This window comes from Stenotrophomonas sp. Pemsol (assembly GCF_003586545.1).
Taxonomy (GTDB): Bacteria; Pseudomonadota; Gammaproteobacteria; order Xanthomonadales; family Xanthomonadaceae; genus Stenotrophomonas; species Stenotrophomonas sepilia.
In genome coordinates, this window is the sequence record NZ_CP025780.1 from 1,187,608 (window position 1) to 1,213,410 (window position 25,803).

Annotated in this window: 22 protein-coding genes and 6 tRNA genes (1 of these 28 only partly in view); 23 read left to right on the forward strand and 5 right to left on the reverse strand. The window is 66.6% G+C overall.

Features of this window, described 5'->3' with window-relative positions:
- The first annotated feature begins 10 nt into the window (after window positions 1–10).
- From PEM_RS05420 to PEM_RS05430, 3 genes are all read left to right on the forward strand, one after another.
- Window positions 11–3,778 (forward strand): PilC/PilY family type IV pilus protein, encoded by a 3,768-nt coding sequence (locus PEM_RS05420; RefSeq protein ID WP_119706072.1) that lies wholly within the window; start codon window positions 11–13, stop codon window positions 3,776–3,778.
- A 23-nt stretch (window positions 3,779–3,801) separates the two neighbouring features.
- Window positions 3,802–4,209: a type IV pilin protein gene (locus PEM_RS05425; protein ID WP_005415966.1), complete on the forward strand. Its 408-nt coding sequence runs from the start codon at window positions 3,802–3,804 to the stop codon at window positions 4,207–4,209.
- A gap of 47 nt (window positions 4,210–4,256) precedes the next feature.
- A tRNA-Asn gene (locus PEM_RS05430) sits at window positions 4,257–4,333 on the forward strand.
- A gap of 52 nt (window positions 4,334–4,385) precedes the next feature.
- On the opposite strand, the gene PEM_RS05435 is transcribed toward PEM_RS05430, so the two are convergent.
- Window positions 4,386–4,931, reverse strand: coding sequence for a GspH/FimT family pseudopilin (locus PEM_RS05435; protein WP_111127109.1), 546 nt, complete (start codon window positions 4,929–4,931; stop codon window positions 4,386–4,388).
- A 128-nt stretch (window positions 4,932–5,059) separates the two neighbouring features.
- Between PEM_RS05435 and uvrB the strand changes: the two genes are divergently transcribed.
- The 4 genes from uvrB to PEM_RS05455 all read left to right on the forward strand — a co-directional run bounded on the left by uvrB (window position 5,060) and on the right by PEM_RS05455 (window position 7,611).
- The gene (gene uvrB, locus PEM_RS05440; RefSeq protein ID WP_005415968.1) at window positions 5,060–7,084 is read left to right on the forward strand and encodes an excinuclease ABC subunit UvrB; all 2,025 of its coding nucleotides are present in this window, start codon (window positions 5,060–5,062) and stop codon (window positions 7,082–7,084) included.
- Between the two features lie 106 nt (window positions 7,085–7,190).
- Window positions 7,191–7,265, forward strand: a tRNA-Val gene (locus PEM_RS05445).
- A gap of 98 nt (window positions 7,266–7,363) precedes the next feature.
- A tRNA-Val gene (locus tag PEM_RS05450) sits at window positions 7,364–7,438 on the forward strand.
- Window positions 7,439–7,536: 98 nt separating this feature from the next.
- Window positions 7,537–7,611 (forward strand) — tRNA-Val (locus PEM_RS05455).
- Between the two features lie 126 nt (window positions 7,612–7,737).
- On the opposite strand, the gene PEM_RS05460 is transcribed toward PEM_RS05455, so the two are convergent.
- On the reverse strand, window positions 7,738–8,040 hold the full coding sequence (locus PEM_RS05460) for a hypothetical protein (protein WP_005415969.1): 303 nt from the start codon (window positions 8,038–8,040) through the stop codon (window positions 7,738–7,740).
- 182 nt (window positions 8,041–8,222) lie between these two features.
- On the opposite strand from PEM_RS05460, the gene PEM_RS20225 reads away from it, so the two are divergent.
- Entirely contained in the window at window positions 8,223–8,363 is a 141-nt protein-coding gene (locus PEM_RS20225) for a hypothetical protein (RefSeq protein WP_005415970.1), read from the forward strand.
- 96 nt (window positions 8,364–8,459) lie between these two features.
- On the opposite strand, the gene PEM_RS05465 is transcribed toward PEM_RS20225, so the two are convergent.
- Together PEM_RS05465 and PEM_RS05470 are read right to left on the reverse strand one after the other, a co-directional pair.
- On the reverse strand, window positions 8,460–8,744 hold the full coding sequence (locus tag PEM_RS05465) for a hypothetical protein (protein WP_005415971.1): 285 nt from the start codon (window positions 8,742–8,744) through the stop codon (window positions 8,460–8,462).
- 31 nt (window positions 8,745–8,775) lie between these two features.
- Entirely contained in the window at window positions 8,776–9,543 is a 768-nt protein-coding gene (locus PEM_RS05470; RefSeq protein WP_111127111.1) for a MipA/OmpV family protein, read from the reverse strand.
- 145 nt (window positions 9,544–9,688) lie between these two features.
- Here PEM_RS05470 and PEM_RS05475 point away from each other — a divergent pair, with 145 nt between their 5' ends.
- The 13 genes from PEM_RS05475 to PEM_RS05535 all read left to right on the forward strand — a co-directional run bounded on the left by PEM_RS05475 (window position 9,689) and on the right by PEM_RS05535 (window position 23,561).
- Window positions 9,689–10,360, forward strand: coding sequence for a response regulator transcription factor (locus PEM_RS05475; RefSeq protein ID WP_005415973.1), 672 nt, complete (start codon window positions 9,689–9,691; stop codon window positions 10,358–10,360).
- 1 nt (window position 10,361) lies between these two features.
- Entirely contained in the window at window positions 10,362–11,705 is a 1,344-nt protein-coding gene (locus PEM_RS05480) for a HAMP domain-containing sensor histidine kinase (RefSeq protein WP_095378765.1), read from the forward strand.
- Window positions 11,706–11,764: 59 nt separating this feature from the next.
- Window positions 11,765–14,164, forward strand: a complete 2,400-nt coding sequence (locus tag PEM_RS05485; RefSeq protein ID WP_111127113.1) for a DNA internalization-related competence protein ComEC/Rec2 — start codon at window positions 11,765–11,767, stop codon at window positions 14,162–14,164.
- 3 nt (window positions 14,165–14,167) lie between these two features.
- Entirely contained in the window at window positions 14,168–14,830 is a 663-nt protein-coding gene (locus tag PEM_RS05490) for a MotA/TolQ/ExbB proton channel family protein (protein WP_005415976.1), read from the forward strand.
- A gap of 3 nt (window positions 14,831–14,833) precedes the next feature.
- Complete coding sequence (locus PEM_RS05495) at window positions 14,834–15,256, forward strand: biopolymer transporter ExbD (RefSeq protein WP_005415977.1); 423 nt, start codon at window positions 14,834–14,836, stop codon at window positions 15,254–15,256.
- Complete coding sequence (gene msbA, locus PEM_RS05500; protein WP_005415978.1) at window positions 15,253–17,001, forward strand: lipid A export permease/ATP-binding protein MsbA; 1,749 nt, start codon at window positions 15,253–15,255, stop codon at window positions 16,999–17,001. The genes PEM_RS05495 and msbA overlap by 4 nt, the downstream gene beginning before the upstream one ends.
- On the forward strand, window positions 17,001–18,020 hold the full coding sequence (lpxK, locus tag PEM_RS05505; RefSeq protein ID WP_111127115.1) for a tetraacyldisaccharide 4'-kinase: 1,020 nt from the start codon (window positions 17,001–17,003) through the stop codon (window positions 18,018–18,020). The genes msbA and lpxK overlap by 1 nt, the downstream gene beginning before the upstream one ends.
- 75 nt (window positions 18,021–18,095) lie before the next feature.
- Window positions 18,096–18,869: a 3-deoxy-manno-octulosonate cytidylyltransferase gene (kdsB, locus tag PEM_RS05510; RefSeq protein ID WP_111127117.1), complete on the forward strand. Its 774-nt coding sequence runs from the start codon at window positions 18,096–18,098 to the stop codon at window positions 18,867–18,869.
- Window positions 18,866–19,354 (forward strand): low molecular weight protein-tyrosine-phosphatase, encoded by a 489-nt coding sequence (locus PEM_RS05515; protein ID WP_065177369.1) that lies wholly within the window; start codon window positions 18,866–18,868, stop codon window positions 19,352–19,354. Before kdsB ends, PEM_RS05515 begins: the two co-directional genes overlap by 4 nt.
- Window positions 19,351–20,763: an NHL repeat containing protein gene (locus PEM_RS05520; RefSeq protein ID WP_005415983.1), complete on the forward strand. Its 1,413-nt coding sequence runs from the start codon at window positions 19,351–19,353 to the stop codon at window positions 20,761–20,763. Before PEM_RS05515 ends, PEM_RS05520 begins: the two co-directional genes overlap by 4 nt.
- The gene (uvrC, locus tag PEM_RS05525) at window positions 20,760–22,604 is read left to right on the forward strand and encodes an excinuclease ABC subunit UvrC (RefSeq protein WP_111127119.1); all 1,845 of its coding nucleotides are present in this window, start codon (window positions 20,760–20,762) and stop codon (window positions 22,602–22,604) included. Before PEM_RS05520 ends, uvrC begins: the two co-directional genes overlap by 4 nt.
- 18 nt (window positions 22,605–22,622) lie before the next feature.
- A complete protein-coding gene (gene pgsA / locus PEM_RS05530) occupies window positions 22,623–23,249 on the forward strand; it encodes a CDP-diacylglycerol--glycerol-3-phosphate 3-phosphatidyltransferase (RefSeq protein ID WP_005412825.1) in 627 nt (208 codons plus the stop codon).
- Window positions 23,250–23,485: 236 nt separating this feature from the next.
- A tRNA-Gly gene (locus PEM_RS05535) sits at window positions 23,486–23,561 on the forward strand.
- A 149-nt stretch (window positions 23,562–23,710) separates the two neighbouring features.
- Here PEM_RS05535 and PEM_RS05540 read toward each other — a convergent pair.
- Complete coding sequence (locus tag PEM_RS05540; RefSeq protein WP_057500270.1) at window positions 23,711–24,160, reverse strand: hypothetical protein; 450 nt, start codon at window positions 24,158–24,160, stop codon at window positions 23,711–23,713.
- A 364-nt stretch (window positions 24,161–24,524) separates the two neighbouring features.
- Here PEM_RS05540 and PEM_RS05545 point away from each other — a divergent pair, with 364 nt between their 5' ends.
- Entirely contained in the window at window positions 24,525–25,631 is a 1,107-nt protein-coding gene (locus tag PEM_RS05545; protein WP_111127121.1) for an NAD(P)/FAD-dependent oxidoreductase, read from the forward strand.
- Window positions 25,632–25,747: 116 nt separating this feature from the next.
- Window positions 25,748–25,803 (forward strand) — tRNA-OTHER (locus tag PEM_RS20230); it runs 75 nt beyond the window's last position.

Below are 25,803 nucleotides of genomic sequence, written 5' to 3' on the forward strand. Positions count from 1 at the left end.
TGGGGAGCCCATGAACACTCGCAACCGCAGGATCCTGGCAGGCGTTGGCCTTGCCGTGTTGGCCGCTGGCGGCTATCTGGCGCATACCTTGTTTGCCGCACAGGCGCAGGGCGTGCTGGCACAGGAGCCGATGAACGTGCAGACCCGCGCGACACCGGCGTTCATCATGGCGGTGGACGATTCGGGTTCGATGAACTTCGAGCGCATGTTCCCCGGTGGTGACGGCCGCATGCGCTGGAACAGCAACACCAACAGCTTCTTCAACAACGACGGAAGCTTCTTCAGCGTGGGCTCGGCGTGTGCCAACAACTCGGTGGACTGTTACCTCTACCTTTACCCGCACGCGGAATTCAACAAGGAATATTCACCGGGCCGGGCCATTCCGCCGTTGGACATCTACGGCTTCGCGCGTTCGCATGTCTACAACGCCAGTTACTTCAATCCGGCAGTGACCTACCGGCCGTGGACCAATGCCGACGGCACGCTGTGGCCGAATGCCTCGATCACCCAGACCCGCGCCGATCCCCGGTCCGGGCAGCGCGGCTACAATGCCGTGTACAACATGACCGTCAATCGCGCCGAGACGTCGGAGAAGTTCCAGTTCGTCAGCGGCATGCGGATTCCCGACCTGTCCGGCACCGGCAATGAATACTATGTCGACAGCTGGTGGGATGGCGGGTGGAAGACCGCTGCGATCAGCAACACCGGCAATACCACATACGCGATCAGCTACTTCCCGGCCACCTTCTACCTGCCGGCCGCAGCGCCTGCACCGGACGGATACAAGACCGACGACGCCAGTCGCCCGGTGATCAAGGGTGCCTGTGGTCCGGGCTGCGACATGCGCCGCTACCAGATCAAGCCGGGCAACTACTCGAGCCCGGCCGCCTACAACGCCGCGATCCAGAATTTTGCCAACTGGTTCCAGTACCACCGCAACCGCGTGCTGGCGATCGTCGGTTCGTCGACTGCGGCGCTGGTGAGCGTCGATACGATGCGCGTGGGCTACTTCACCATCAACAAGCTCAGCAACGCGACCATGTATGACATGGTCACCAATCGTGCCGATCTCTACAAGCAGATCTACACGCTCACCGGCAATGGCGGCACGCCCAACCGCCGCGCGGTTGAATATCTGGTCGACCAGTTCCGTCGTACCGATGCCGACGCCCCCGTGCAGCTGGCCTGCCAGCGCAATGGCGGCATGCTGTTCACCGACGGCTACACCAACTCCGGCAATGCACCCAACGGATCGTTCGGTGATGCGGACTCGGTGAATTCCACGCACCTGCCGTCCATTCCGTTCGCCGATGGCTACAGCAATACCATCGCCGACATCGCGGCGGCGGCCTATGCCGGCGCCCGCACACCCCTGCGCACCGGCACCAGCTTCCCGGCCGGCCAGGTGCCGGTCAGTGACAAGTGCAGTTCGCTGGACAAGAGCAGCCCGGACTGGAAGCGCCTGGACTGCCAGACCGACCTGCACATGAACTTCTACGGCGTGACCCTGGGCGCGCAGGGCAAGATCTATGGCGTCAACCAGGCAGCGACCGACGATCCCTACAAGAACCCGCCGAACTGGGCTGGCAACGGCAACCCGCTGAATGTCGACGACGGTACGGTCATCGATGAACTGTGGCACGCGGCCGTCAACAGCCGTGGCGAGTTCATCAATGCGCAGACGCCGGCCGACGTCACCGAGGCCATGCGCCGGGTACTGTCCTCGATCACCGGTGGTGCGTCGCCTTCAGGCACGATCGGTATCAGTGGTGCACGCATCGGTACCGGTTCGTTGGCGGTCACCCCGCGTTATGACATCACCAACAGCGGCACTGATTGGTCGAGCAAGCTGACCGCGTCCAGCGTCAAGGTCAACGCCAACCAGGTGGCCGAGCTCACCGAGGTGTGGGAAGCCTCCAGCCGCCTGACATCGTCCGGTCGCCGGATCGTCGCCAACAAGCTGGGTTCGCCGGTGGATTTCAACAGCGCCCGCATCAGCCTGCAGGACCTGTGCAGCAAGCCCAGCGGCAAGTACGCGACGATGCTGGTGTGCTCCACCGACAAGCTGACGGCGATCAAGGCTGATCTGGCCAGTGCCATCAACTATCTCAGTGCCGACAGCTCGACCGAGGTCCGCAACGGCGGCAAGTATCGTGACCGCACTACGCCGCTGGGTGACATCGTCAATTCGGCGCCGGTGGTGAGCTCGCCGCTGGACGACTACGGTTACCGCCAGTTGGGTGGCACCTACGCAAAGAGCTATACGGACTACCTGGCCACCAAGGCCAAGTCGCAGCGGTACATGGTCTATGTCGGCGCCAATGACGGCATGCTGCACGCCTTCGACGGCGGCATGAAGGCCGATGCCAAGCAGGACGGCACCGGTGGCACGGAGAGCTTTGCCTACATCCCGGCCACCGCGCTGGGCCACATGGCCAACCTGCTGTTCCCCTACAAGTCCGACACGGCCGACCAGACCTTCCGTCATCGTTACTACGTCGATGGTCCGGTGACGGTGTCCGATACGTTCAACGGCACCGCCTGGCAGACCAGCCTGGTAGGCACCACGGGTGCGGGTGGCCGTTCGGTGTTCGCACTGGACGTCACCACGCCGGGCAGCTTCGGCACCGGCAACGTGCTGTGGGAAATCAGTGACATCAATTCGTCGCTGCGGGATGAGGTGCGCAACAACATCGGTTTCGTGCTGGGCAAGCCGGTGATCGTGCCGGTGAAGAGTGGCACCGGCGTGGCCTGGAAGGCGATCTTCGGTAATGGCTACGGCAGCGCCAACGGCAAGGCGGTGTTGTTCGTGGTCGATATGGCCAGTGGCGACATCCGGATGATCGAAGCCGTCGAGGGTACCTCGGGCGCTGGCATCTCCGGTGACAACGGATTGGGCAATGTGGTCGTTGTCGATCGTTGGACCGGTACCAATCAGGATGCGCGCGGTCGTGATGGCCTGGCCGACACCGTCTATGCCGCCGATCAGCGTGGCGCCGTGTGGAAGTTCGACCTGACCAGCAGTGCGAATACCACGTTGACCGTGCCGATGTTCACCAGCCAGGTTGCCCAGGACTCCTCCAACAGGACCTACCGTCAGCCGATCACCGGTGGCATGACCGCCGCGACCGGTCCTTCGGGCGGCGTGATGCTTTACTTCGGCACCGGCAGCTTCTCCTTCACCAGCGACAAGGATGACAAGTCGCAGCAGGCGCTGTACGCCGTGAACGATCTGTCGGGCAAGACGGTGACCTCGACGGTGACCGCTGCCAACCTGGTTCCGTACACGGCCGCGGCCGCCGCTGCAGGCGTTGATGAGCGCAAGATCACCGCGGGTGCGGCGCCGGCCAACGCCCGCGGCTGGATGATCCAGCTGCCTGCCGGCAACGGTGAACGCGCAGTAGGTAACCCGATCCTGGTCAGTGGCATTGTCTTCATGCCGACCTATGTACCCAACATGGAAACGGTTGGCTGTTCGACCAGTGGTTCGAACTGGCTGTTCGGGTTGTCGTCGATCAGCGGCCTGCCGATGCTGGAGAACGTCCGTTATGGCTCGCCGACCGGCAGCCGACCCGCCTCCGGCACCGCGGCCATTGCATTGAAGACAGGAGGAACCGCGCCGGTGCGTGACGTTTCGCTGTCGGTGTTGCCACGTCCGACGGACAACAAGGCACCGCCCGGTGGCAGCTCCTGCTGGATGGCGGTGGGCGCTGCGGGCAGCCAGTCGCTGTATCTGCCTTACCCGTGCGGTCGCCAGTCCTGGCGCCAGCTCCAGTAACCCAAGTGCGAGGATCCACGCCCATGTTGCACACTCCCATGCCTCGCCGCGCGGCTGGCTTCACGCTCATTGAATTGATGATCGTGGTGATCGTCATCGGCATCCTGGCGGCGATCGCCATTCCGTCTTACCAGGAGTACGTGCGCCGATCGCATCGCGCCGTGGTGAAGGCGGACCTGGCCGAGTATGCGCAGCGTGCGGAGCGCTACCACACCAGCAACAACTCCTACACCGGCTACGCACTGCCGACCAAGGTGTCGCCGCGTGATGGAGGGACTGCACGCTACAACCTGGATTACAAGGGAGACGGCACCAGCTTCACCATCACCGCCACCCCGCAGGGCACGCAGGCCAAGGACAGCTGTGGCAAGTTGAGCGTGGACCAGGCCAACCGCAAGACGGCCGACGGTGGCGTTGCCAGCTGCTGGTGAAACAGGTGTTGATCTTCCTGTAATCGACCAGTACAATGCGCCTCCCCGCCCGAATAGCTCAGCCGGTTAGAGCACTTGACTGTTAATCAGGGGGTCGTTGGTTCGAGTCCAACTTCGGGCGCCAGATACTGCAGAAGCCGCGAGAAATCGCGGCTTCTGCTTTTCTGCGCAGGCATTCAGCAGGGTGTATCGCGGTTCACGCGCTCACTCCGGACGCGGCCGCCATTGTTGACGATCAATGCGCCATGCAGCTGGTTGCCCGCGCAGATGCGCAGGGTCAGGTTGGCCCCCGGGCTGCGTCCATCTGCCTGGAAGAACAGCAGCGGACGCCCGCTGCTGGCCTGGGCAAGGATCGAGACGTCCGAGCGCCCGGTGTGGTGGCTCAGGATCGCCTCCGGCGAGGCAGGTCCTCCGCGCTGGTCGCCGCTGCGGTAGATGATCCAGCCGGCGCTCCAGTCGTCACTGCAGTGCCGGCCGTCGACACTGGCGCAGAGGCCGATCAGCTCCCGTCTGCGCACGGCCTCGCTGCGTGCGCCGGACAGGCTGGCATGCAGGGTCAGTTGCAGTGCATCGGCGCGTTGCCGCAGCAGCAGGGGCTGCAACGCCGGCCAGGACGCGGCCAGCAGCACCGCCAGCACAGTGATGACCACCAGCAGTTCGGTCAGGTGCACGCCCCGCGCAGAGCGGGGGCCGAGCGGGCAGGGGGCTTGGGCAGTGCGCATGCATCCAGCCTCCGCGCCCGGCTGTGCGGCCGCCATCGGGAATCCCCGTAGCGGTCTGCCCGGAGACCCCTCAGCCGGCCGTCACCCCTCGCCCCGTATACTGACCCTTCCCGGGAACTGGCAACACCATGAGCGACAGTTTTGAACTTGTCTCGCCGTATTCGCCGGCGGGCGACCAGCCCAACGCCATCGCGAAGCTGACCAGCAACTTCGAGGCCGGCATCGCCAAGCAGACCCTGCTGGGCGTGACCGGCTCGGGCAAGACTTACACCATCGCCAACGTCATCCAGAACGTTCAGAAGCCGACGCTGATCATGGCACCGAACAAGACGCTGGCGGCGCAGCTGTATGGCGAGTTCAAGGCTTTCTTCCCGCACAATGCGGTGGAGTACTTCGTCAGTTATTACGACTACTACCAGCCCGAAGCCTACGTGCCGTCGTCGGACACCTTCATCGAGAAGGACAGTTCGATCAACGAACACATCGAGCAGATGCGGCTGGCCGCGACCAAGACCCTGCTGTCGCGCCCGGACGCGATCGTGGTGGCCACGGTGTCCGCGATCTATGGCCTGGGTGCGCCGGAAGACTACCTTTCACTGCGCCTGATCCTGTCCAAGGGCGAGCGCATCGACCAGCGCGACCTGATCAACCACCTGACCCAGCTGCAGTACACGCGCAATGAGTACGAGCTGCAGCGCGGTACCTTCCGCGTGCGCGGCGAAGTGATCGACGTGTTCCCGGCCGAGTCGGACAGCGAAGCACTGCGCCTCGAACTGTTCGATGGCGAGGTCGAGAAGATCACCCTGTTCGATCCGCTCACCGGCGAGACGCTGCGCAACATGCAGCGCTTCACGGTCTACCCGAAGACCCACTATGCGACCACGCGCGAGCGCGTGCTGGCGGCGATCGAGACGATCAAGGTAGAGCTGAAGGAGCGGCTCGAGCAGCTCTACGCGCAGAACAAGCTGGTGGAGGCGCAGCGCCTGGCGCAGCGCACGCAGTTCGACCTGGAAATGATGGCCGAGGTCGGTTACTGCAACGGCATCGAGAACTACTCCCGGCACCTGACCGGCAAGAATGCCGGCGAGCCGCCACCGACCCTGTTCGACTACCTGCCGCCGGATGCGCTGCTGGTGATCGATGAATCGCATGTGACCATTCCGCAGATCGGCGCCATGTTCAAGGGTGACCGCTCGCGCAAGGAAACCCTGGTTGAGTTCGGTTTCCGCCTGCCGTCGGCGCTGGACAACCGCCCGCTGCGCTTCGAGGAATGGGAGGAGCGCTGCCCGCGCAGCATCTACGTGTCGGCCACGCCCGGGCCCTATGAACTGCGTGAAGCCGGTGACGAGATCACCGAACTGGTGGTGCGCCCAACCGGCCTGATCGACCCGGTGGTGGAGATCCGGCCGGTCGGTACCCAGGTCGACGACCTGATGAGCGAGGCCAACGCGCGCATCAAGGCGGGCGACCGCGTGCTGGTCACCACGCTGACCAAGCGCATGGCTGAAAACCTCACCGAGTACCTCACCGAACACGGTATCCGCGTGCGCTACCTGCACTCGGACGTGGATACGGTCGAGCGCGTGGAGATCATCCGCGACCTGCGCCTGGGCAAGTTCGACGTGCTGGTCGGCATCAACCTGCTGCGTGAAGGCCTGGACATGCCCGAGGTATCGCTGGTGGCGATCCTCGATGCCGACAAGGAAGGCTTCCTGCGCTCCACCGGCTCGCTGATCCAGACCATCGGCCGCGCCGCACGCAATGTGCGCGGCAAGGCGATCCTGTACGCCGACAAGATCACCCGCTCGATGCAGGCGGCGATCGATGAGACCGACCGGCGCCGTGCCAAGCAGGTCGAGTACAACGAAGAACATGGCATCGTGCCGCGCTCGGTGGCGCGCCCGATCGTCGATGTCCTCGAAGGCGCGCGTTCGGATGCCGCCGAGAAGGAAGCCAAGAAGGGTAAGGGCAAGGGCCGGGCGAGTGTGGCCGAAGAAGCGGCCGACTATCGTTCGCTGTCTCCGGCGCAGCTGGCGACCCGTCTCAAGGCGCTGGAACAACAGATGTACCAGCACGCCAAGGACCTGGAATTCGAAGATGCCGCACGGGTGCGTGACCAGATCCGGCAGCTGAAGGAAGCCAGCCTGGGCTGAACGTGGCAGTGCAGCATCATCTTCACAAAAGTGTTGCGCTTCACGGCCCGCATCCGTAATATACGCGGCCTGCACCGACGCAATCGCGGAAATGCAGAAGCAAAACGGGCGGTTAGCTCAGCGGTAGAGCACTACCTTGACATGGTAGGGGTCACAGGTTCGAACCCTGTACCGCCCACCACGAAGTCCTCGGAAGAGGGCTGTCGTGAACTGCAAAGCCCGGCCCTGGCGCCGGGTTTTTACGTAACAAGGCCAGCCTTCGGGCGGCAAGAACAAGATGGGCGGTTAGCTCAGCGGTAGAGCACTACCTTGACATGGTAGGGGTCACAGGTTCGAACCCTGTACCGCCCACCACGAAGTCCTCGGAAGAGGGCTGTCGTGAACTGCAAAGCCCGGCCCTGGCGCCGGGTTTTTACGTAACAAGGCCAGCCTTCGGGCGGCAAGAACAAGATGGGCGGTTAGCTCAGCGGTAGAGCACTACCTTGACATGGTAGGGGTCACAGGTTCGAACCCTGTACCGCCCACCACCTGCTCCCGGCGTTGCCGGTGAAGTGGTGGAAACGATGAAAGCCGGCCCCGGGGCCGGCTTTTTTCGTTCCGGGGAGCCTGGCGTTCCCGCGAAGCTGCATCCGTGCCGGTTCAGTGGCATGAAATCAGTGGGTAATGCTGATCGAACGCTGGATGCGCCAGTGGCCGTCGACGCGTTCCCACAGCTGCGCCACACCTACCCGGGCCAGCGCAGGATGAGGGCTGGCGCCAGTGTCGTCTGGCGATTGCTGGCTGCCCAGCCGCAGCACGCGGTCCTGGCGCAGGTGATAGAGCTGAAGGGGCTGCGCTTCATGCATGGCCTGCCGATCTTCGTTGCGCAGGATCTGGCTGCGCAGGGCATCCTCGGTGGGCCCGCAGCCGTCGCCGAACAGGCTGGAGAACAGCAGGATCAGGGCAAGCATCGGCATGGCACGGTGCTCCAGCGGGAAAGTGCGTGCAGACTGGCATGGTCGGCCGGGCACCGCAGCCGGCCTGCGACGAAGGCGGGGATTGGGCCGCCAAAGGCAGGCAGATGGCGATGAATCCGGGCCGCGCAGGCGTAGACTCGGCGCTACTGCGCAACTGCGCAATTACTGCAAGGAACTGCCGCATGAGTGATCACGTCCCGGTGTCCAGGCCCAATCCGCTCCTGGAACGCCTGTTCGGCGGCAACATGCTGGAAGGCACGTTCAAGGCAGTGATCTGGGTCGCAATCCTGAGCGCGCTGCTGGCGTGGACCACGCTGCGCTGAACGACGCTGCCGCGCCGGGCCTGCCGGGTGGCGGGACCTGCTGACCCGATGACTCCCGCTGCCGCTGGTGCGGCGGCAGTGCCTGTGCGGGTGCTGTCAGGCGCTGAAGGCCTGGCGCAGGCTGCGCAGGGTGGCCTGGCGATGTTCCCTGGCCGTTGGCTCGCCCATCTCCAGCTCCTGCAGGCGCAGTCCGACCAGAGTCATCGACAACGCATAGCCGCGTGCCGCGTCGGCAACGCGTGACAGGCCCACTGCACGGCGGGCCAGTGCGTTCACATGTTCAAGGTCGGGCATCAGTCCCAGATAGGCGCGTTCTGCGCTGTCCAGGTCCGGTGCACGTAGGATCGCGTGAGCGTCTGCGGTGGGGAAGACGGAGGCCATGGGGGTCCTTGTCCGTAGCGGGGGCGCTCGTTCAGAACGAGCGCATCAGGGAAATGAAGGCCGAGGTCTGCGTGCCGCGTCGTGCCATCGGGCTGTCCTTCACTGCATCGCCGAACCACTGGTTGGCCACCACGCCGGTCGCGCGCCACTTCATGCCCAGTGGCGTGCTGACCGCGATCTGCAGACTCGGTGAGGTGGCACTACCCGGACGGTAGCTGGCAAGGCCTGAGCGCAGTGCCTCTTCGTCACTGATGCCGTAGTAGTAGTCGAGCAGCCGTGCACTGGAATGCACGACACCCACCCGCGGCACCCAGGTGAAGCGGCCTGCCTGGATCGGATGGCTGTAATGCAGGCGCGACTCGATACCACCGCCATGGCCGGTCACGTCCCGCATCACGCTGGCCTCGACCATGCCCCAGTCGGCACTGTACTCACCGTTGATGCCCGCCATGGCCGACATCTGCCGGCTGTGCAGGCGGCGCAGCTGAGCATCATTCACGTCGCCGGTCTTGAAGCGCAGGGTGTAGGGCGTGACCGCCGCCGACAGCCGCCACCCCCGATCCTTGTAGAGGTACATGCCAAGTGAACCGGGGCTGGCGAAGAAGCGCTCGCCCTGCCAGGCGATGGCCGGTACCACCAGCGGTTTGACGTCATAGTGCGCGTACGCACCGGAGGTCGCGCCAGCGCTGATGCCGGCCTGCACGCCGGGGTTCTGCCCGGCAGCGTGGGCGAGCAACGGCACGCCGAGGGCCGTGGTGAGCAGTAGCGGGCGCAGCAGGTGCGGGGACAGCGACGGCATCGATCAGCCACGTTGCAGGGGATGGCTGCGCATGGTGACGGGGCAACATTGTCAGAACATTGCGCCCGCGCGTTCGGCATGCATGGGCGCAAAATCACGGCGCCAGGCACTATGATCGGCAGCGTTTCCGGTTGACGAGTCCCTGATGCGCATCCTCCTGGTCGAAGACGATCCTGATCTGTCCCGCGCCCTGCAATCGGGCCTGGAGCGGCAGGGCGTGGTCGCCGATGTGGTCGGCAGCCTGGCCGAGGCCGCGCTCGCCTTGCGCGAACCGGTGCACCAGCTGCTGCTGCTCGATCGCCAGCTGCCCGATGGCGATGGCGCCGGATTCGTCGCGACGGCGCGTGCGCTGCGGCCGAACCTGGCGGTGATCATGCTCACCGCCAAGGGGACGCTGTCGGACAAGGTCGAAGGCCTGGACGTCGGTGCCGATGACTATCTGGTCAAGCCGGTGGCGATCGAGGAACTGATGGCACGCATCCGCGCGGTATCGCGCAGGCCTTCGGCGATGGTGACGCCGAGCCTGCGGCTGGGGCGGCTCGAGTTCGATTTCGAATCGCTGCAGGCACAGGTGGAGGGCCAGCCCCTGGCATTGCCACGTCGGCAGGTGCTGGTGCTGCAGGCGTTGGCGATGCGGCAGGGCCGCACGGTTACCCGCAGTGCCCTGGAGGCTGCAGTGTACGGGTTCGATGATGAGATCCAATCCAATGCGCTCGATGCGCATATCTCCAAGCTGCGCAAAGCGCTGCAGCAGGCCGGGGCGGGGGTGGAGATCCACGTGATCCGCGGCGTCGGCTACCTGCTGGCGGAGGCCTGAGATGGCCCGTCCGATCCGTTCGATCACCCTTGGCCTGGCTTGGCGCCTCTTCCTGGCGCAGGCCTTCACCGTACTGTTCGCGGTGGTCGCATTGATCCTGACCTGGGGTGACAAGGACTCCTGGGGCATGGACATGTTCGTTGCCGAGGCGGTGGCCAAGGCGGTGCACAGCGAAGGCGGGCGCCTGGTGCTGGACCAGGCGCGCTGGGACAAGCTCGATGCCAACGCCGGGGGCAATCTCTGGTTCGCCGCGGTGGATGACAAGGGCATGTGGCTCGAGCGCGGCACCATCCCAGCCATCCACGCGCCGATGCTCGCGCGGCTGCCGACCGTGGGCGCCACGGAACTGGGCTCGCTGGTGCCCCCCTATCTGGACGTGGCGCGGGTGATGATCCGCAACGAGGACGGGCGCCGCATCACCGTGATGGTCGGTGGCGCGCCCAAGGGCGGGCTGCTGGATGGCGCGCTGATGGTGCTGCGCCTGATCGGCCTGTGGTTCTTCCTGCCACTGATCGTGGTCACCCTGCTTGTGATGCCGACCGTGATCCACCGTGCCATGCGCGGCGTGCGCCGTTCTGCGCAGCAGGCCAAGGAACTGGATATCGGCCAGCCCGGTGCGCGGCTGGATGCGCGGCTGGTCTCCACGGAAGTGGCGCCGCTGGTGGAAGCCTTCAACGATGCCATCGACAAGGTGCAGCAGGGCTATGCAGCGCGCGACAAGTTCCTCGCCGACGCGGCGCACGAATTGCGCGTGCCGATCGCCGTGGTGCAGGCGCGACTGTCTCAGCTGCCGCAGGGCGAGCTGAAATCGCAGTTGCTGACCGATGTGGCGCGGCTGGGCAATGTTGCCGAGCACCTGCTTGATCTGCAGCGCCTCGACCGCAATGTCGGCGCATTGCAGCGGCTGGACCTGGCCCTGCTGGTGCGTGAGGCAGCCGCGGACCTGGCGCCGTTGGTGGTGGGCGCCGGCTATGGATTCGAAGTGGACGCGCCGGAATCGCCGGTGTGGATCCACGGCGACAGTCTGGCGCTGGGGCGGGTGATTGCCAACCTGGTGCACAACGCGATCGTGCATGGTGGTGGCCGTGGCACCATCTGCGTGCGGTTGGATGCGCGCGGCTTGCTGGAGGTCAGCGATCAGGGTGCGGGCATTCCAGTGAGCGACCGCGAGGCGATCTTCGAGCCGTTCCATCGCCTGCGCGCGGCGGGCAGCGGCAGTGGCCTGGGCCTGCACCTGGTGAAGGAGATCGTGCAGCACCACGGTGGCTCGGTCAGTGTCGGTGAGGCTGCGGGAGGCGGCGCAAGCTTCCGGGTCAATTTCCATCGCGGTAGCGTCCGGCGCTGACGCGTTTGCGGGGAAAGTCCCGATAGGCAAGCTGCCGCCGGTAGCGGCAGGCTGGACCCATGGCCGTCCAGCTTTCCCCGTCTCCCTTGCTGGGCAGTGGCGCCGCTGCGGCGCTGACACTGGGGGCGCTGGCCTGCGTGCAGCTGCCGCGGCTGCCGCCGCTGTGGGTCTGCACGGTGATGATCGTGCTTGGCATGGCGGGGTGGGGCCTGCGTTGGCGGGGGCGCCTGCCCGCGGTCGTGCTGTTCGGTGCCGGATGGACGGCGCTGCACGGGCACTGGGCAATGCAGGAACAGCTGCCGCCAGGCCAGCCAGCACGGGATGTGGTGGTCAGTGGACGGGTCATCGATCTGCCGGACCATGGAGCCGCGCACACCCGCTTCCTGCTGCAGGTCAGCGAGAGCAGCGAACTGCCATCGCTGCGCGGCAAGCGCCTGCAGGTCACCTGGAACGATGCCTGGCGTGCCGCTGACGCCACCGACGCCGGGCGTGGGCGCCATCAGGTCCTGGCCGGCGCGCAGTGGCATCTGGCCTTGCGCGTGCGGGCGCCGCGTTCGCGGATCAATCCCGGTGGTTTCGACGGTGAACGCCACGCGCTGCTGCGCGGCGTGTCCGGCAACGGCACGGTGCGGGCGCCGGCCAGCGCGCGCGAGCTTCAGGCCGCGCATGGCCTGCCGGCATGGCGTGAACGCACCAGCGCCGCCATCGCCGCGCAGGTGGCCCATCCAGCCGCGCGCTTCGTGCAGGCACTTGCCCTGGGCGATACGCGTGGCCTGTCCGACGCCGATTGGGATCAGCTGCGGGCGCTGGGCCTGACCCATCTGGTGGCCATTTCCGGATTCCATGTCGGGGTGGTGGCCGGGCTGGGGGCGTTGCTGTGTCGAGGGCTGTGGTGGCTGTGCCCGCTGCTGGCCCGGCATTGGCCACGCCCCCAGGCGGCGGCCTGCGCCGCGGCCCTGTCCGCAGCGGGCTATGCGGTGCTGGCCGGCGGTGAATTGCCGACCGTGCGCACTGCACTGATGATCGGGCTGGTGGCGCTGGCGCGTAGCGGGCGGCGCCCACTGGGTCTCGTGCAGGGGCTTGCACTGGCGGCGCTGGCGCTGCTGCTGCCGGCGCCCCTGTCAGTGCTGTCCGCAGGCTTCTGGCTCAGCTTCGGCGGCGTCCTGTGGCTGGTCTGGTGCCTGCCGCAGGGACGTCCGCGTGGGGTGATCGCCAACCTGCGCGGGTTCCTGGCCGCACAAGGGGTGGCCAGCGTCGGCCTGTTGCCGCTGGGCATCGCCTTGTTCGGTGGCACCGCCTGGCTGGGGCCGTTGGTGAACCTGCCGGTCATCCCGTGGTGGACATTGCTGGTGGTGCCCTTGTCGCTGCTCGGCACCGCCCTGCAGGTGCTGCATGACGGCGCCGGGCGCTGGGCGTGGCGCGCAGCGGCGTGGTTGTTCGAAACCAGCTGGCAGGCCCTGCAGCCACTGGCGGCGCATCCACAGGCGATGTGGTGGTTGGCCGAGGCACCGGCCTGGGCAGTGCCGGCGGCGCTGCTGGGCGTGTTCTGGTGGCTGCTGCCACGCGGTGCCGGGGGCGGGCTGGCTGGCCTCCTGCTGTGCCTGCCGCTGCTGTGGCCGTTGCGCGAGCGGCCGGCCGAGGGAGAGCTGGAGCTGCTGGTGCATGACGTCGGGCAGGGCACGGCGGTATTGCTGCGTACCGCGCGGCATGCGCTCTGGTACGACGTGGGGCCGCCGATCGGAGGTGAGGGCAGCGAGCGGGTCCTGGTTCCGTCATTGCGGGCGCTGGGGCAGGCACGGCCCGACCGCGTGCTGATCAGTCACGACGATCTCGATCATGCCGGCAACCTGCCGAGCCTGCGCCTTCAGTTGCCGGAGCTGCCCCTGTTGGCGCCGCCGGGCAGCACGATCGCCGGGGCCGGGCGCTGCCAACGCGGCCTGCGCTGGCGCTGGGACGGCGTCGACTTCCAGGTGCTGCACCCGGATGCCGGCAGCCAGCGGGCTGAAAACGAGGACAGCTGCGTGCTGCGCGTGGCCAGCGCGCATGGTGGGGTCCTGTTGCCTGGGGACATCGGCCGCCCGGCCGAACAGGCGCTGCTGCGGGCGTCTCCGGCGGCGCTGAAGGCGGATGTGGTGCTGGTGCCGCACCATGGCAGCGGCGGCAGCTCCAGCGCGCCCTGGGTGGCGGCGGTGTCAGCCCGGCTGGCGCTGGTTTCGGCCGGGCACCAGAACCGCTTCGGCCACCCGCGCCGGGACGTGGTCCGGCGCTGGCAGGCGCAGGGAGCCGAGGTGGTGTCCACTGCGGAGTCCGGGGCGATCCGCGTATGGCTTGGCGCACAAGGGCTGCAGCTGCGTGAACAGCGTATCCATGCATCCCGGTGGTGGGATGCCGCTGGGCGGGCGCGGTCGGCTGTTATCCTATCGCCGATCAAACAAGCGGCCGTTGGGCCGGAGGGTTGAAACGTGTGGGAACTGGTCAAGGCCGGTGGCTGGCCGATGGTGCCGCTGCTGCTGTTGGGCGTACTGGCTTTGGCGATCATCCTGGAGCGTTTCTGGTCCCTGCGGCGGACTGAAGTGCTGCCGCCCGGCCTCGGCCAGGAAGTGCGCAACTGGGCCGCACGCGGCAAGCTTGACCCGGCGCACCTGCAGACCCTGCGTGCCAACTCGCCGCTGGGGGCATTGCTGGCGGCCGCGCTGGAAGCCCGCAATCGTCCGCGCGACCAGATCCGCGAGCGCATCGAGGACACCGGCCGCCACCTGGTGCACCGCATGGAACGTTTCCTCAACGCGCTGGGCACCATTGCCTCGGCCGGCCCGCTGCTGGGCCTGCTGGGCACGGTGATCGGCATGATCCAGATGTTCCTGGGCATCCTCGACCATGGGGTGGGCGACGTGAACCAGCTGGCCGGCGGTATCGGCAAGGCGCTGGTGTGCACCGCCACGGGCATGATCGTGGCCATTCCGGCACTGATGTTCCATCGCTACTTCAAGGGCCGCATCCACGGCTACGTGGTGGAAATGGAGCAGGAAGCCAGTGCCCTGCTGGACACGCTCGACGGTCGCCCCGGGGTGATGAACCCGGCCGCGCCGGCGCGACCGGCCAACGCCGCGACGGCGAAGGCCTGATCGATGCGTATCGGCAATGACCGCTCCCAGGATGAGCCGCATATCGATCTGGTTCCGCTGATCGACGTCATCCTGGTGCTGATCATCTTCTTCGTGGTCACCACCACCTTCGATGCGCGCTCGACGCTGCAGGTGCAGCTGCCTACCGCCAGCCAGCAGCCCAACAACGAGCCGCCGCGTTCGCTCAGCGTGCTGATCAACGCCGAAGGCCGCTATTTCATCAATGACCAGGAAGTGCTGCGCAGCGACGTCGAGTCGGTCAAGCAGACCATCGCGTCCGTGGCCGGCAGTGACCGCAGCCAGCCCGTGCTGCTGCGCGCCGACGCACGCACTCCCTACCAGGCCGTGGTGACCGCGCAGGACGCGCTCGGTCAACTCGGTTTCCGTCGTATCGCCATTGCAACTGCGCCAGAGGTGCGTCCATGAGTTCCCATCACGCGCCGGTGTGGCCGATCTACAAACGTCTGCTGGGCTACACCCGCACCTACTGGGTGTTCATGGTGGGCGCGGTCATCGCCATGGTGGTCGAGGCCCTGGCCGGCTACCACTTCACCAAGCTGATGGAGCCGCTGGTCAACGAAGGTTTCGTCGACCCGCAGCCGCGCGCGGCCGTGGTGCTGCCGCTGACCATCCTCGGCCTGTTCCTGATGCGTAGCGTGGCCACCTGGGTCAGCGACTACACGCTGGCCAAGACTGGCCGCAGCGTGGTCCGCGACCTGCGTGAGCAGGTGCTGCAGAAGTACCTGCACCTGCCGTCGTCGCACTTCGATACCGAAGCGACGCCGGTGATGGTCAGCCGCCTGAACTTCGATACCGAGCAGGTCACCCAGGCCAGCGCCGACGCGCTGAAGACCGTGGTGGCCGACACCCTCACCATCATCGCGATGCTGGCGGTGATGCTGCAGATGAGCGTCAAGGTGACCTTGGCAATGCTGCTGGTGGTGCCGCTGATCGGTGGCATCGTGTCCTACGTGGGCAAGCGCTACCGCCGCATCAGCCGCGGCATTCAGGACGGCATGGGCACCATGGCGCAGACTGCCGAGCAGTCGCTGGCCGCGCAGCAGGAAGTGAAGGTGCACGGCACCCAGCAGCATGAGATCTCGCGCTACTCGCGCCTGGCCAACCGCATGCTGGCGCTGAACATGAAGGTCGAGGTCACCCGCGCCGCCGCCTCCAGCGTGGTGCAGTTCCTGGCCGCACTGGCGCTGGCGGTGATCGTCTGGGTATCGACCCGCGAGGCCCTGGCGGGCCGGCTCAATGCCGGCCAGTTCATGGGCCTGATGACATCGATGATGGCCATCATTCCATCGCTGCGCCGCCTGACCAGCGTACAGACGTCGATTTCGCGCGGTGTCTCTGCTGCCGAGCGCCTGTTCGGCATTCTCGACATGCCAGTGGAGCGCGACCAGGGGCAGCGACACGTGCAGCGCGTGCGGGGCGAACTGGCGTTCGACCACGTCATGCTGCGTTACCGCGAGGACAGCGGCATCGCCCTGGATGACATCAGCTTCGTTGCCAAGCCAGGCACGGTGACGGCCATTGTCGGCCGTTCCGGCAGTGGCAAGACCAGCCTGATCCGGCTGGTGCCACGCTTCTACGAGCCCAGCGGCGGTGTCATCACCCTCGACGGCGTGGCACTGGACGACTACCCGCTGGCCGACCTGCGCCGGCAGGTGGCAATGGTCGGGCAGAAGGTCATGCTGTTCGATGACACCATCGCTGCCAACATCGCCTATGGCATGGAAGCGACCGACGAGCAGATCCGCGCGGCGGCCGAGGCCGCCAACGCGTGGGAGTTCATCGCACGCATGCCGCAGCAGCTGCAGACCCCGGTGGGCGAGAATGGCGCGCTGCTGTCCGGTGGCCAGCGCCAGCGCCTGGCGATTGCCCGCGCGATCCTGCGCGACGCCCCGATCCTGATCCTCGACGAAGCCACTGCGGCGCTGGACAACGAATCCGAGCGCCTGGTGCAGGACGCGCTGCAGCGCCTGATGCCCGAACGCACCACGCTGGTCATCGCGCACCGGCTGTCGACCATCGAGCATGCCGACCAGGTACTGGTCATGGATCATGGCCGCATCGTTGAACGCGGCACGCACAAGGAGCTGCTCGAACTGGGCGGCCTGTACCAGCATCTGCACAGCATGCAGTTCCGCGAAAGGCAGGACTGATGGCCGGCAAGGGCACCCAGACCCCGCCGTACTGGTATGACGGCACCCCGGTTCCGTGGGCGATGCGCCTGCTGGCGCCGCTGTACGCAGGTGTCACCGCACTGCGCCGGCGCGCCTATCGGCGTGGCTGGCGCAAGCGCCACTCGCTGCCGGTGCCGGTCATCGTGGTCGGCAACATCACCGCCGGTGGTACCGGCAAGACGCCGCTGACGATTGCCCTGGTCGAGCGCCTGCGCGCGGCCGGCTGGAAGCCGGGCGTGGCCAGCCGCGGCTATGGTCGCGAAGACGCCGACAAGCCGCTGTGGGTGCAGGCCGATACGCCAACCGCGAAGGGCGGTGACGAACCGGTGCTGATCGCCTGGAAGACCGGCGTGCCGGTGCGCGTGGACCGTGACCGTGTCGCCGCCGGCAAGGCGCTGATCGAGGCCGGCTGCGATGTAATCGTCTGCGACGACGGTTTGCAGCACTACCGGCTGGCGCGCGACATCGAGATCGAACTGGTCGATGCCCAGCGTCGCTATGGCAATGGCCGGATGATCCCGGCCGGGCCGTTGCGCGAGCCGGTCAGCCGCGCGAGCGAGTGCGATTTCCGCGTGGTCAACCTCGGCCAGGCCGATGAGCAGACCGCGGCACAGGCCTGTGGCTTCGGCCAGTGGCCAATGTCCCTGCACATCGACAGTGCGCAGCCGCTGGCCGGTGGCCGCGCGCGCCCGCTGGCGTACTTCAAGGGCCAGCGGGTGCACGCGGTGGCCGGCATCGCCCATCCACAGCGCTTCTTCGACATGCTGCGCGCGCGCGGGATCGGCGTGGTGCCGCATGCGTTCGCCGACCACCAGGCCTACCAGCCGCAGGACCTGTCCTTCGGCAGCCAGTTGCCGGTACTGATGACCGAAAAGGATGCGGTGAAATGCCGGGCGTTCGGCAACGACTGGCACTACGCGGTTCCGCTGCGCGCCGAGTTGCCCGCCGCGTTCTGGGTGGCGTTGACCGATCGCCTGGACAAGCTGCGACCGAACTGAGTGGCGCGGCGGCGCTTGCATTCACGCGCCGCTGGCCGCATTCCCGTTGTAACGAGCCTGCCGAGAACCGCCCGCATGACCGAATTCGTCGTCGCCATTCCGGCCCGCTTTGCCGCCTCGCGGCTGCCGGGCAAGCCGCTGCGCCCGCTGGGCGGTGAGCCGCTGGTGCTGCATGTGGCGCGCCGCGCGCTGCAGGCCGGTGCCCGCGAGGTCTGGGTGGCGACCGACGACCAACGCATTTCCGGTGCGCTGTCCGGGTTGGCCGAGGTGAAGGTGGCGATGACCGCGACCACGCATGCCTCGGGCACCGATCGCCTGGCCGAGTGCGCACGCATTGCCGGCTGGGCCGATGACACGGTGGTGGTCAACCTGCAGGGCGACGAACCGTTCGCGCCGGCGACCGGCATCCGCGCGGTGGCCGATGCTCTGGTCGCTGGCACTGCGCCGATGTCGACTCTCGCCACGACCGTCGAGGACGCGCACACCCTGTTCGACCCGAACGTCGTGAAGCTGGTGCGCAACGTGCGCAACGAGGCGATGTACTTCAGCCGCGCGCCGATCGCCTGGCACCGCGACGGCTTCGCACGCAGCCGCGACACGCTGCCGGACGGCCATCACTGGCTGCGCCACATCGGCATCTATGGCTATCGCGCCGGCTTCCTGCAGCAGTTCGCGGCGATGCCGCCGGGCCAGCTGGAGCAGGTCGAATCGCTGGAGCAGTTGCGCGTGCTGGAAGCGGGCTACCCGATCAGCGTGGCGATCTCGCCCGAGCCGTTCCCGCCGGGCATCGATACGCCCGAGGACCTGGAGCGCGCCGAGGGGCTGCTGCAGGCGATGGCCGCGCGATGAGGCTGCTGGTCGTCTGCCTCGGCAACATCTGCCGTTCGCCGATGGCCGAAGGCGCGCTGCGCGCACGCCTGGATGCCTCGCCGCTGGCCGGGCGGGTGCAGGTCGATTCGGCCGGCACGGGCGACTGGCACGTGGGCGAGCCGCCGGACCGCCGCGCGATCGCCTGCGCGGCCGGGCACGGCGTGGACATCGGCGGCCTGCGCGCACGCCAGCTGCAGGCCGTGGATTTCGAACGTTTCGACTGGATCCTGTGTGCCGACGAGGCCAACCTGCGTGATGCCGGGCGCCTGGCGACGGCGGCCCAGCGTGAACGGCTGGCGTTGTATCTGCCCTGGTCCGGCGGGCAGGGGCGGGTAGCCATCCCTGATCCCTACACCGGCGGCAGCGATCATTTCGAACAGGTCTGGTCGCTGGTCGACGATGCTGCAAAACGTGCGGTGGCACGACTGTTGCATGACGCCGACTCCGGCATAATCAGGTCATGAACGTCCAGCCCGTCCCGGACCTGCCCGAATTCGCCACCTGGCTCAATGCCACCCCCTGCACCCTGACCGAGCTGCGCGGCCGGCCGGTCGCGCTGCTGTTCGTCAATGCGGCCTCCGCCTGGAGTGCGCAACGCCTGGCCGAGTTCGGCCAATGGCTGTCGCGCCACCCGGGCAAGCTGCAGCCGCTGGTGCTGCAGGTGCCGCGTTTTGATTTCGAACGCGATGCCACGGCCGCACTGAAGCTGCTGCGCCGTCAGGGCCTGACCATGCCCGTGCTGCTCGATGCCGACTGGGATGGCTGGCGCCGCTTCGGCGTCACCGCCTGGCCGACCATGGTGCTGCTGGACGCGCAGGGCCGTGAACAGCAACGGCTGGTCGGGCAGGGCGCGCCCGGTGAACTGGAGCGCGCCTTGAACGCGCTGTGCCAGGGCGCACCTTCGGCGCCGCCGCGTGGCGGCAGCGAACTGCATCCGGAACCGCGCCAGGCCCTGCGCTTCCCGCAGGGGCTGGCGGTCAGCACCGAACGTCTGTACATCGCCGACAGCGGTCATCACCGCATTCTCGAATGCAGCCATGGCGGCCGCATCCTGCGTCAGTTCGGCCTCGGCACCGCCGATTTCATGGATGGCAATCTCGCCGAAGCGGCGTTCCACCGCCCGCAGGCGCTGGTGCTGGAGCGCGATTCGCTGTACGTCGCCGATACCGGCAACCATGCCGTGCGCCGCATCAATCTGCTGACCGGCATCGTCGACACGCTGTGCGGCAACGGGCGACCCGGCGCGCCGGTGGAGGGCCCGGTGGCGCAGGCGCGGCAGGTCTCGCTGGACCATCCGGTTGGCCTGGCCATCGCCGACAACCAGCTGCACATCGCAATGGCCGGCGACAACCGCATCTGGAGCTACCACCTGGGCCAGCGCAGCCTGCAATGGCGCGCCGGCAGTGGTTCCATCGACGAGCGTGATGGCAGTGGCCATCTGGCTGCCTTCGCGCAACCGACCGCGCTGGCCGTGGTGCAGCAGGTGCTGTACGTCGCCGATGCGTTGGGATCCTCGATCCGTGCACTGCAACTGCGTGGTGACCTGGTGCAGACACTGGTCGGGCAGGGGCCGTGGCGCTTCGGCAGTGAAGACGGCCCGCGTGCGCAGGCCAGCCTGCAGTTCCCGCAGGCGATCGCACTGGGCGCGGACGCCCCGCTGCTGTGGATCGCCGACACCGGCAACGGTCGCCTGCGCACGCTGCGCCTGGGCGGCGGTGAACTGACCACCCAGCCGCTGCCGCGCCGCCTGCACGGCCCGGCTGGCCTGGCCGTGGGCGCAGGTGCAGTGTGGATCGCTGAGACCGACGCCCATGCCGTGCTGCGATTCGACCCCGACAGCGGCGTGCTCAGCGAAGTCCCGATCAGCGAATGACCGACGTTCCCGCCCCGGCCTTCGACGGCAAGGCCTTCGCGGCCCAGCTCAGCACCGCCCCCGGCGTGTACCGCATGTACGCGGCCGACGACACCCTGCTGTACGTGGGCAAGGCGCGCGCGCTGCGCAACCGCGTCGGCAGCTATTTCAACGGCAGCCCGAAGAACGCGCGGATCATGTCGATGATCTCGCAGATCACGCGCATGGACGTGACCGTGACGCGCTCGGAAGCCGAGGCGTTGCTGCTGGAGAATCAGCTGATCAAGTCGCTGTCGCCGCGCTACAACGTCTCGCTGCGCGACGACAAGACCTACCCGCATGTACTGCTGACCCGCGAGGACTGGCCGCGCATCGCCCTGCATCGGGGCCCGCGCGCCATTCCCGGCCGCTATTTCGGGCCGTATCCGGGCGTGACCGCAGTGCGCGAAACGCTGAACCTGATGCACAAGCTGTTCAAGCTGCGCAGTTGCGAGGACAGCGTGTTCCGAAACCGCTCGCGGCCGTGCCTGCAATACCAGATCGGCCGCTGCAGCGCGCCCTGCGTGGAGCTGGTGCCGGCCGCGGACTACGCCGAATCGGTGCGCCGTGCTGCGCTGTTCCTGGAAGGCAAGAGCGACGAGCTGACCCGCGAGCTGGGGGAGCAGATGCAGGCCGCCAGCGAGGCCCTGGAGTTCGAGCAGGCCGCGCGCCTGCGCGACCTGATTTCCTCGCTGCGCAGCATGCAGACGCGCCAGTACGTGGACGGCCGCGCCGCCGACCTGGACGTGCTGGCGGTGGCCATGCAGGGTTCGCAGGCCTGCGTGCTGCTGCTGGCTTTCCGCGATGGCCGTAACCTCGGCACCCGCCCGTTCTTCCCGCGCACCAACGGCGAGGAGAGTCCGGAGGAAGTGCTGGCCGCGTTCGTCTCGCAGTACTACATCGAATTCGAGCCGCCGCGCGAGATCCTGCTGGATCGCGAGATTCCCGATGCCGACCTGCTGGTCGCGGCGCTGTCGGCCTCGGCCGAGCGCAAGGTGCAGCTGAAGTGGAACGTGCGCGGCGAGCGCGCCGGCTATGTGGAGCTGGCCAGCCGCAACGCGCAGCTGACCCTGGCCACTGAACTCAACAGCCGCAATGCGCAGCATGCGCGCAGCGATGCACTGCGCGAGATGCTGGGCCTGGCCGAGCCGGTCAAGCGGGTCGAGTGCTTCGATATCAGCCATACGCTGGGCGAGGCCACTGTGGCCTCGTGCGTGGTGTTCGACGCCGCCGGTCCGGTGCGCGCGCAGTACCGCCGTTTCAACATCAGCGGCATCGAGCCGGGCGACGACTACGCCGCGATGCGCCAGGCCATCGATCGGCGCTTCCGCCGTGCGGTGGAAGAGCAGGGCGTGCTGCCGGACGTACTGCTGATCGACGGTGGTGCCGGTCAGCTGGCGCAGGCGCAGGCTGCGCTGGCCGACCTGGGCGTGGAAGGCGTGCTGCTGGTGGGCGTGGCCAAAGGCGTGGAGCGCCGCGTCGGCCACGAAGCGCTGGTGATGCCCGATGGCCGCGAGCTGCGCCCGGGCGCGGCCAACCCGGCGCTGCAGTTCATCCAGCAGGTGCGCGACGAGGCGCATCGCTTTGCCATCACCGGCCACAGGGGGCGCCGCCAGAAGGCGCGGATGACCAGCAAGCTGGAGGATATCCCCGGCATCGGGCCGCGCCGCCGCGCCAGCCTGCTCAAGCATTTCGGCGGTCTTGTGGGCCTGAAAGCCGCTGGCGAAGCGGAAATCGCCAAGGTGGAAGGCATCAATGACGCCCTCGCGGCACGTATCTACGCTAACCTGCACGGGTTGGCCACGCCTGATGCGGCCGAGTAGAGAGAGAAGCACGCAAGCATGAAGTTGACCCTGCCCACCTGGCTGACGTTGTTGCGGATCGTGATGATCCCGGTGCTGGTGCTGGTGTTCTACCTGCCCTACACCTGGACCAACTTCGCTTCGGCGGCGATCTTCGGCCTGGCCGCGATCACCGACTGGCTCGACGGCTGGATCGCACGCCGTTACCAGCTGGAGTCGGCCTTCGGCGCCTTCCTCGACCCGGTCGCGGACAAGCTGATGGTGGCAGTGGCGCTGTTCCTGATCGTGCAGGGCCACCCGACGCCGTGGATGGCGTTCTGGGCGGCGGTGATCGTCGGCCGTGAGATCGCGGTATCGGCGCTGCGCGAATGGATGGCCGAGCTGGGCCAGCGCGCGAAGGTGCGCGTGGCGATGATCGGCAAGATCAAGACCACCGCGCAGATGGTCGCGCTGCTGTGCCTGCTGTATTCGGTGGCGCCGAACGTGCCGGTGGAAGACATCTGGATGGGCTGGCCGGTGTTCCACATCGGCGACTGGACCCTGGCGATTGCCGCGGTGCTGACCCTGTGGTCGGGCCTGCAGTACCTGCACGCCGCTTGGCCGAGCCTGCGCGATGACGAGCGCGCCGCGCGCGAGCGTGCACGGCAGAAGAAGCTGGGCAACTGAGCCCCGGGGTCGGATCCCTTTCCGAAGGAAAGGGCTCTGACCCCATCGATGCGCTATCCACGCATGGCGTGGATGTACTGGAAATGCTGCGTCCACGGATGGTGCGGATCCATCGGTTTGCGGGGATGCCGTGGTAGATCCACGCCATGCGTGGATAGCGCGGTGCTGGGCGTCTCGCAGGTCCTGAAAAAAGCGCTTGACGCCATTCTTGGAATAGGTAAAATTTCGCCTCCCAAGCGGGAATAGCTCAGTTGGTAGAGCGCAACCTTGCCAAGGTTGAGGTCGCGAGTTCGAGTCTCGTTTCCCGCTCCAGATTCAAGAAGAACGCTCCCGCAAGGGGGCGTTTTTCGTTATGGGCCGTCAACGTGCCCCGAGGTGATTTCGAGCAGAGTATGGGAGTGGCTTGATGTGGTGGGCATCGCCATCTGCTTGCGAGGCTAGGTGCATTGCAGGAAGAGGGCCTAGAACGGCAACCCTCCGGAGACGATCGCCAGTTTTCCGTGCTTGTCGAATGTCATATGGATTCGATAGTTGCCGCATATCCAGCGCATGCGGCTGTTCTCCGGGTTCTTCCATTCTGGTTCGCCAAACATTGACAGGATTTCGTCCCTGCCTTGGCCGAAAGTGAGGTCGTGGGGCAAGGCACCTTGGTAAATGGAAAAGTCCCCAATCTGCCGTCCGTAGTAGCGGAAGTTGGATAGCACCAGCGCATTGGTCGGATAGTCGCGGGCAGGGGAGACCAAAGACTCAGAATCCGAGAGGGTCAGCTCGATACCTAGTGACTCATTTGATAGGTAGGCATCCGTCCATTCGGATTCCAACACGGGAACATCGACTATGCCAAGCTCCATCAGAAGGTGCTGGATTTCTTCTTCGCCGTAGTAGTATCCAAGATGGTCAAAGTGATCCATGTGCGTTCTCGAATGTTCTGATCCGGGCTGGTCGCTCGTCCCTGATTTCCATTGGGAGAAGACGTTGCGTGGAGTGTTCAGTTCCCCGCCGGCCGATTGACAACGTTCAATCGCTTCTGCCAATGCTCACCTGCAGCTTGCCGTTCTCATGTGACGGGTATCGGTTTGATTGGCAATCCCCAAGACTGGCTTGGTGATTCACTGACCGCAAAATATCGATGGTCATCCTGACTCAGTCCATACAAGTTTTCTGAATTGCTGGCTGATCGGAAGAGGTGGCTTCATCCCCACTTCACCCACACCCCATCGCCCTACCATCCGCGCTGGCGAACCTGCATCTCCGATTCTCCAAGGCGATGCAGCCATGCCCCAAACTCCTTCCGCCTACGACCATGATGTGGTCATCGTCGGCGCCAGTTTCGCCGGTGCCGCCTGCGCATTGGCCTCTGTCCAGTACGGGCTGCGCGTCTGCGTGGTGGAACGCAAGGCCGACCCCGGCGGGCGGCTGCACACCACCGGCATCGTGGTGAAGGAAGCGATGGAGCAGACCTGGCTGGGGCGCATGCCCGAACATCTGGTGCAACGGGTCGCCAACGTGCGCCTCTATGCGCCGAACCTGCGCAGCGTATTGCTGGCCGCACCGGGTTACTACTTCCTCACCACCGATACGCCGAACCTGATGCGCTGGCTGGCCAGCGAACTGCACGCGAACGGTGTCGAGCTGCGCCTGCAGCAGTCCTTCACCGACGCCCGTCGCCGCGGTGACGGCTGGCAGGTGGAAGGGGCAGGGAGCTGCGCCTATCTGGTTGGCGCCGATGGCGCGCGCTCACGCGTGGCCCGGCGCACCGGCCTCGGCCAGGTACGTGACAACCTCTACGGCGTAGAACGTGAGTTCGCCGGTCAGCAGGTGGCGCAGGGCGATGCGCTGCATTGCTTCGTCAGCAAGCGCTACGCCCCGGGCTACATCGGCTGGGTCGCCCAGAATCCGAGCGGTCTGCAGGTCGGGTTGGCGCTGCGTCACGATCCGCAACGGGTGCGGCCGCCGGACATTGAGGGTTTCCTCGACCACGTGCGCGGTGTGGTCAACATTCCGCCTTCGGCGCGCCCCTCGGCCACCCGCGCCGGCCTGGTGCCCTGCGGCCGACCGGATGGTCCGATCACTGGCCACCGGCTGATCCTGACCGGCGACGCGGCGGGCATCGTCTCGCCGCTGTCCGCCGGGGGCATCCACTCTTCGCGGCGGCACGGCTGGGCGGTCGGTGAGGCGATTGCCCGCCATCTGCGTGGGCAAGGGCCAGAAGCGGAACGGGTGGCGCGTCAGGTCGCCCCGGCGTTCCATGGCAAGCGCGTGCTGCGCTGGGCGATGGATCATCTGCAGGCCGATTGGCCGCTTGATGTACTGCTGCATACAGCGGTCATGCGGCGCATCGCCGAACAGGTCTACTTCCATCGCCGCGGGCTGCGCACGTGAAGGGAACAGGCAGGGGCGCCTGAACGCCACCCCTGACCCCACGTGAAAATTCCTGTTGACGCCGTGCAGCAATGCCGACACAATAGCGCTCCTTCGACGCAGGTCGAACGAAATCTGCGGGAATAGCTCAGTTGGTAGAGCGCAACCTTGCCAAGGTTGAGGTCGCGAGTTC

What these genes read in the sequence shown, in the direction of transcription:
- PEM_RS05420 (WP_119706072.1), top strand. Translation starts at nt 11, where the DNA reads ATGAACACTCGCAACCGCAGGATCCTGGCAGGCGTTGGCCTTGCCGTG.
- PEM_RS05425 (WP_005415966.1), top strand. Translation starts at nt 3,802, where the DNA reads ATGTTGCACACTCCCATGCCTCGCCGCGCGGCTGGCTTCACGCTCATT.
- PEM_RS05435 (WP_111127109.1), bottom strand. Translation starts at nt 4,931, where the DNA reads ATGCGCACTGCCCAAGCCCCCTGCCCGCTCGGCCCCCGCTCTGCGCGG.
- uvrB (WP_005415968.1), top strand. Translation starts at nt 5,060, where the DNA reads ATGAGCGACAGTTTTGAACTTGTCTCGCCGTATTCGCCGGCGGGCGAC.
- PEM_RS05460 (WP_005415969.1), bottom strand. Translation starts at nt 8,040, where the DNA reads ATGCCGATGCTTGCCCTGATCCTGCTGTTCTCCAGCCTGTTCGGCGAC.
- PEM_RS20225 (WP_005415970.1), top strand. Translation starts at nt 8,223, where the DNA reads ATGAGTGATCACGTCCCGGTGTCCAGGCCCAATCCGCTCCTGGAACGC.
- PEM_RS05465 (WP_005415971.1), bottom strand. Translation starts at nt 8,744, where the DNA reads ATGGCCTCCGTCTTCCCCACCGCAGACGCTCACGCGATCCTACGTGCA.
- PEM_RS05470 (WP_111127111.1), bottom strand. Translation starts at nt 9,543, where the DNA reads ATGCCGTCGCTGTCCCCGCACCTGCTGCGCCCGCTACTGCTCACCACG.
- PEM_RS05475 (WP_005415973.1), top strand. Translation starts at nt 9,689, where the DNA reads ATGCGCATCCTCCTGGTCGAAGACGATCCTGATCTGTCCCGCGCCCTG.
- PEM_RS05480 (WP_095378765.1), top strand. Translation starts at nt 10,362, where the DNA reads ATGGCCCGTCCGATCCGTTCGATCACCCTTGGCCTGGCTTGGCGCCTC.
- PEM_RS05485 (WP_111127113.1), top strand. Translation starts at nt 11,765, where the DNA reads ATGGCCGTCCAGCTTTCCCCGTCTCCCTTGCTGGGCAGTGGCGCCGCT.
- PEM_RS05495 (WP_005415977.1), top strand. Translation starts at nt 14,834, where the DNA reads ATGCGTATCGGCAATGACCGCTCCCAGGATGAGCCGCATATCGATCTG.
- msbA (WP_005415978.1), top strand. Translation starts at nt 15,253, where the DNA reads ATGAGTTCCCATCACGCGCCGGTGTGGCCGATCTACAAACGTCTGCTG.
- lpxK (WP_111127115.1), top strand. Translation starts at nt 17,001, where the DNA reads ATGGCCGGCAAGGGCACCCAGACCCCGCCGTACTGGTATGACGGCACC.
- kdsB (WP_111127117.1), top strand. Translation starts at nt 18,096, where the DNA reads ATGACCGAATTCGTCGTCGCCATTCCGGCCCGCTTTGCCGCCTCGCGG.
- PEM_RS05515 (WP_065177369.1), top strand. Translation starts at nt 18,866, where the DNA reads ATGAGGCTGCTGGTCGTCTGCCTCGGCAACATCTGCCGTTCGCCGATG.
- PEM_RS05520 (WP_005415983.1), top strand. Translation starts at nt 19,351, where the DNA reads ATGAACGTCCAGCCCGTCCCGGACCTGCCCGAATTCGCCACCTGGCTC.
- uvrC (WP_111127119.1), top strand. Translation starts at nt 20,760, where the DNA reads ATGACCGACGTTCCCGCCCCGGCCTTCGACGGCAAGGCCTTCGCGGCC.
- pgsA (WP_005412825.1), top strand. Translation starts at nt 22,623, where the DNA reads ATGAAGTTGACCCTGCCCACCTGGCTGACGTTGTTGCGGATCGTGATG.
- PEM_RS05540 (WP_057500270.1), bottom strand. Translation starts at nt 24,160, where the DNA reads ATGGATCACTTTGACCATCTTGGATACTACTACGGCGAAGAAGAAATC.
- PEM_RS05545 (WP_111127121.1), top strand. Translation starts at nt 24,525, where the DNA reads ATGCCCCAAACTCCTTCCGCCTACGACCATGATGTGGTCATCGTCGGC.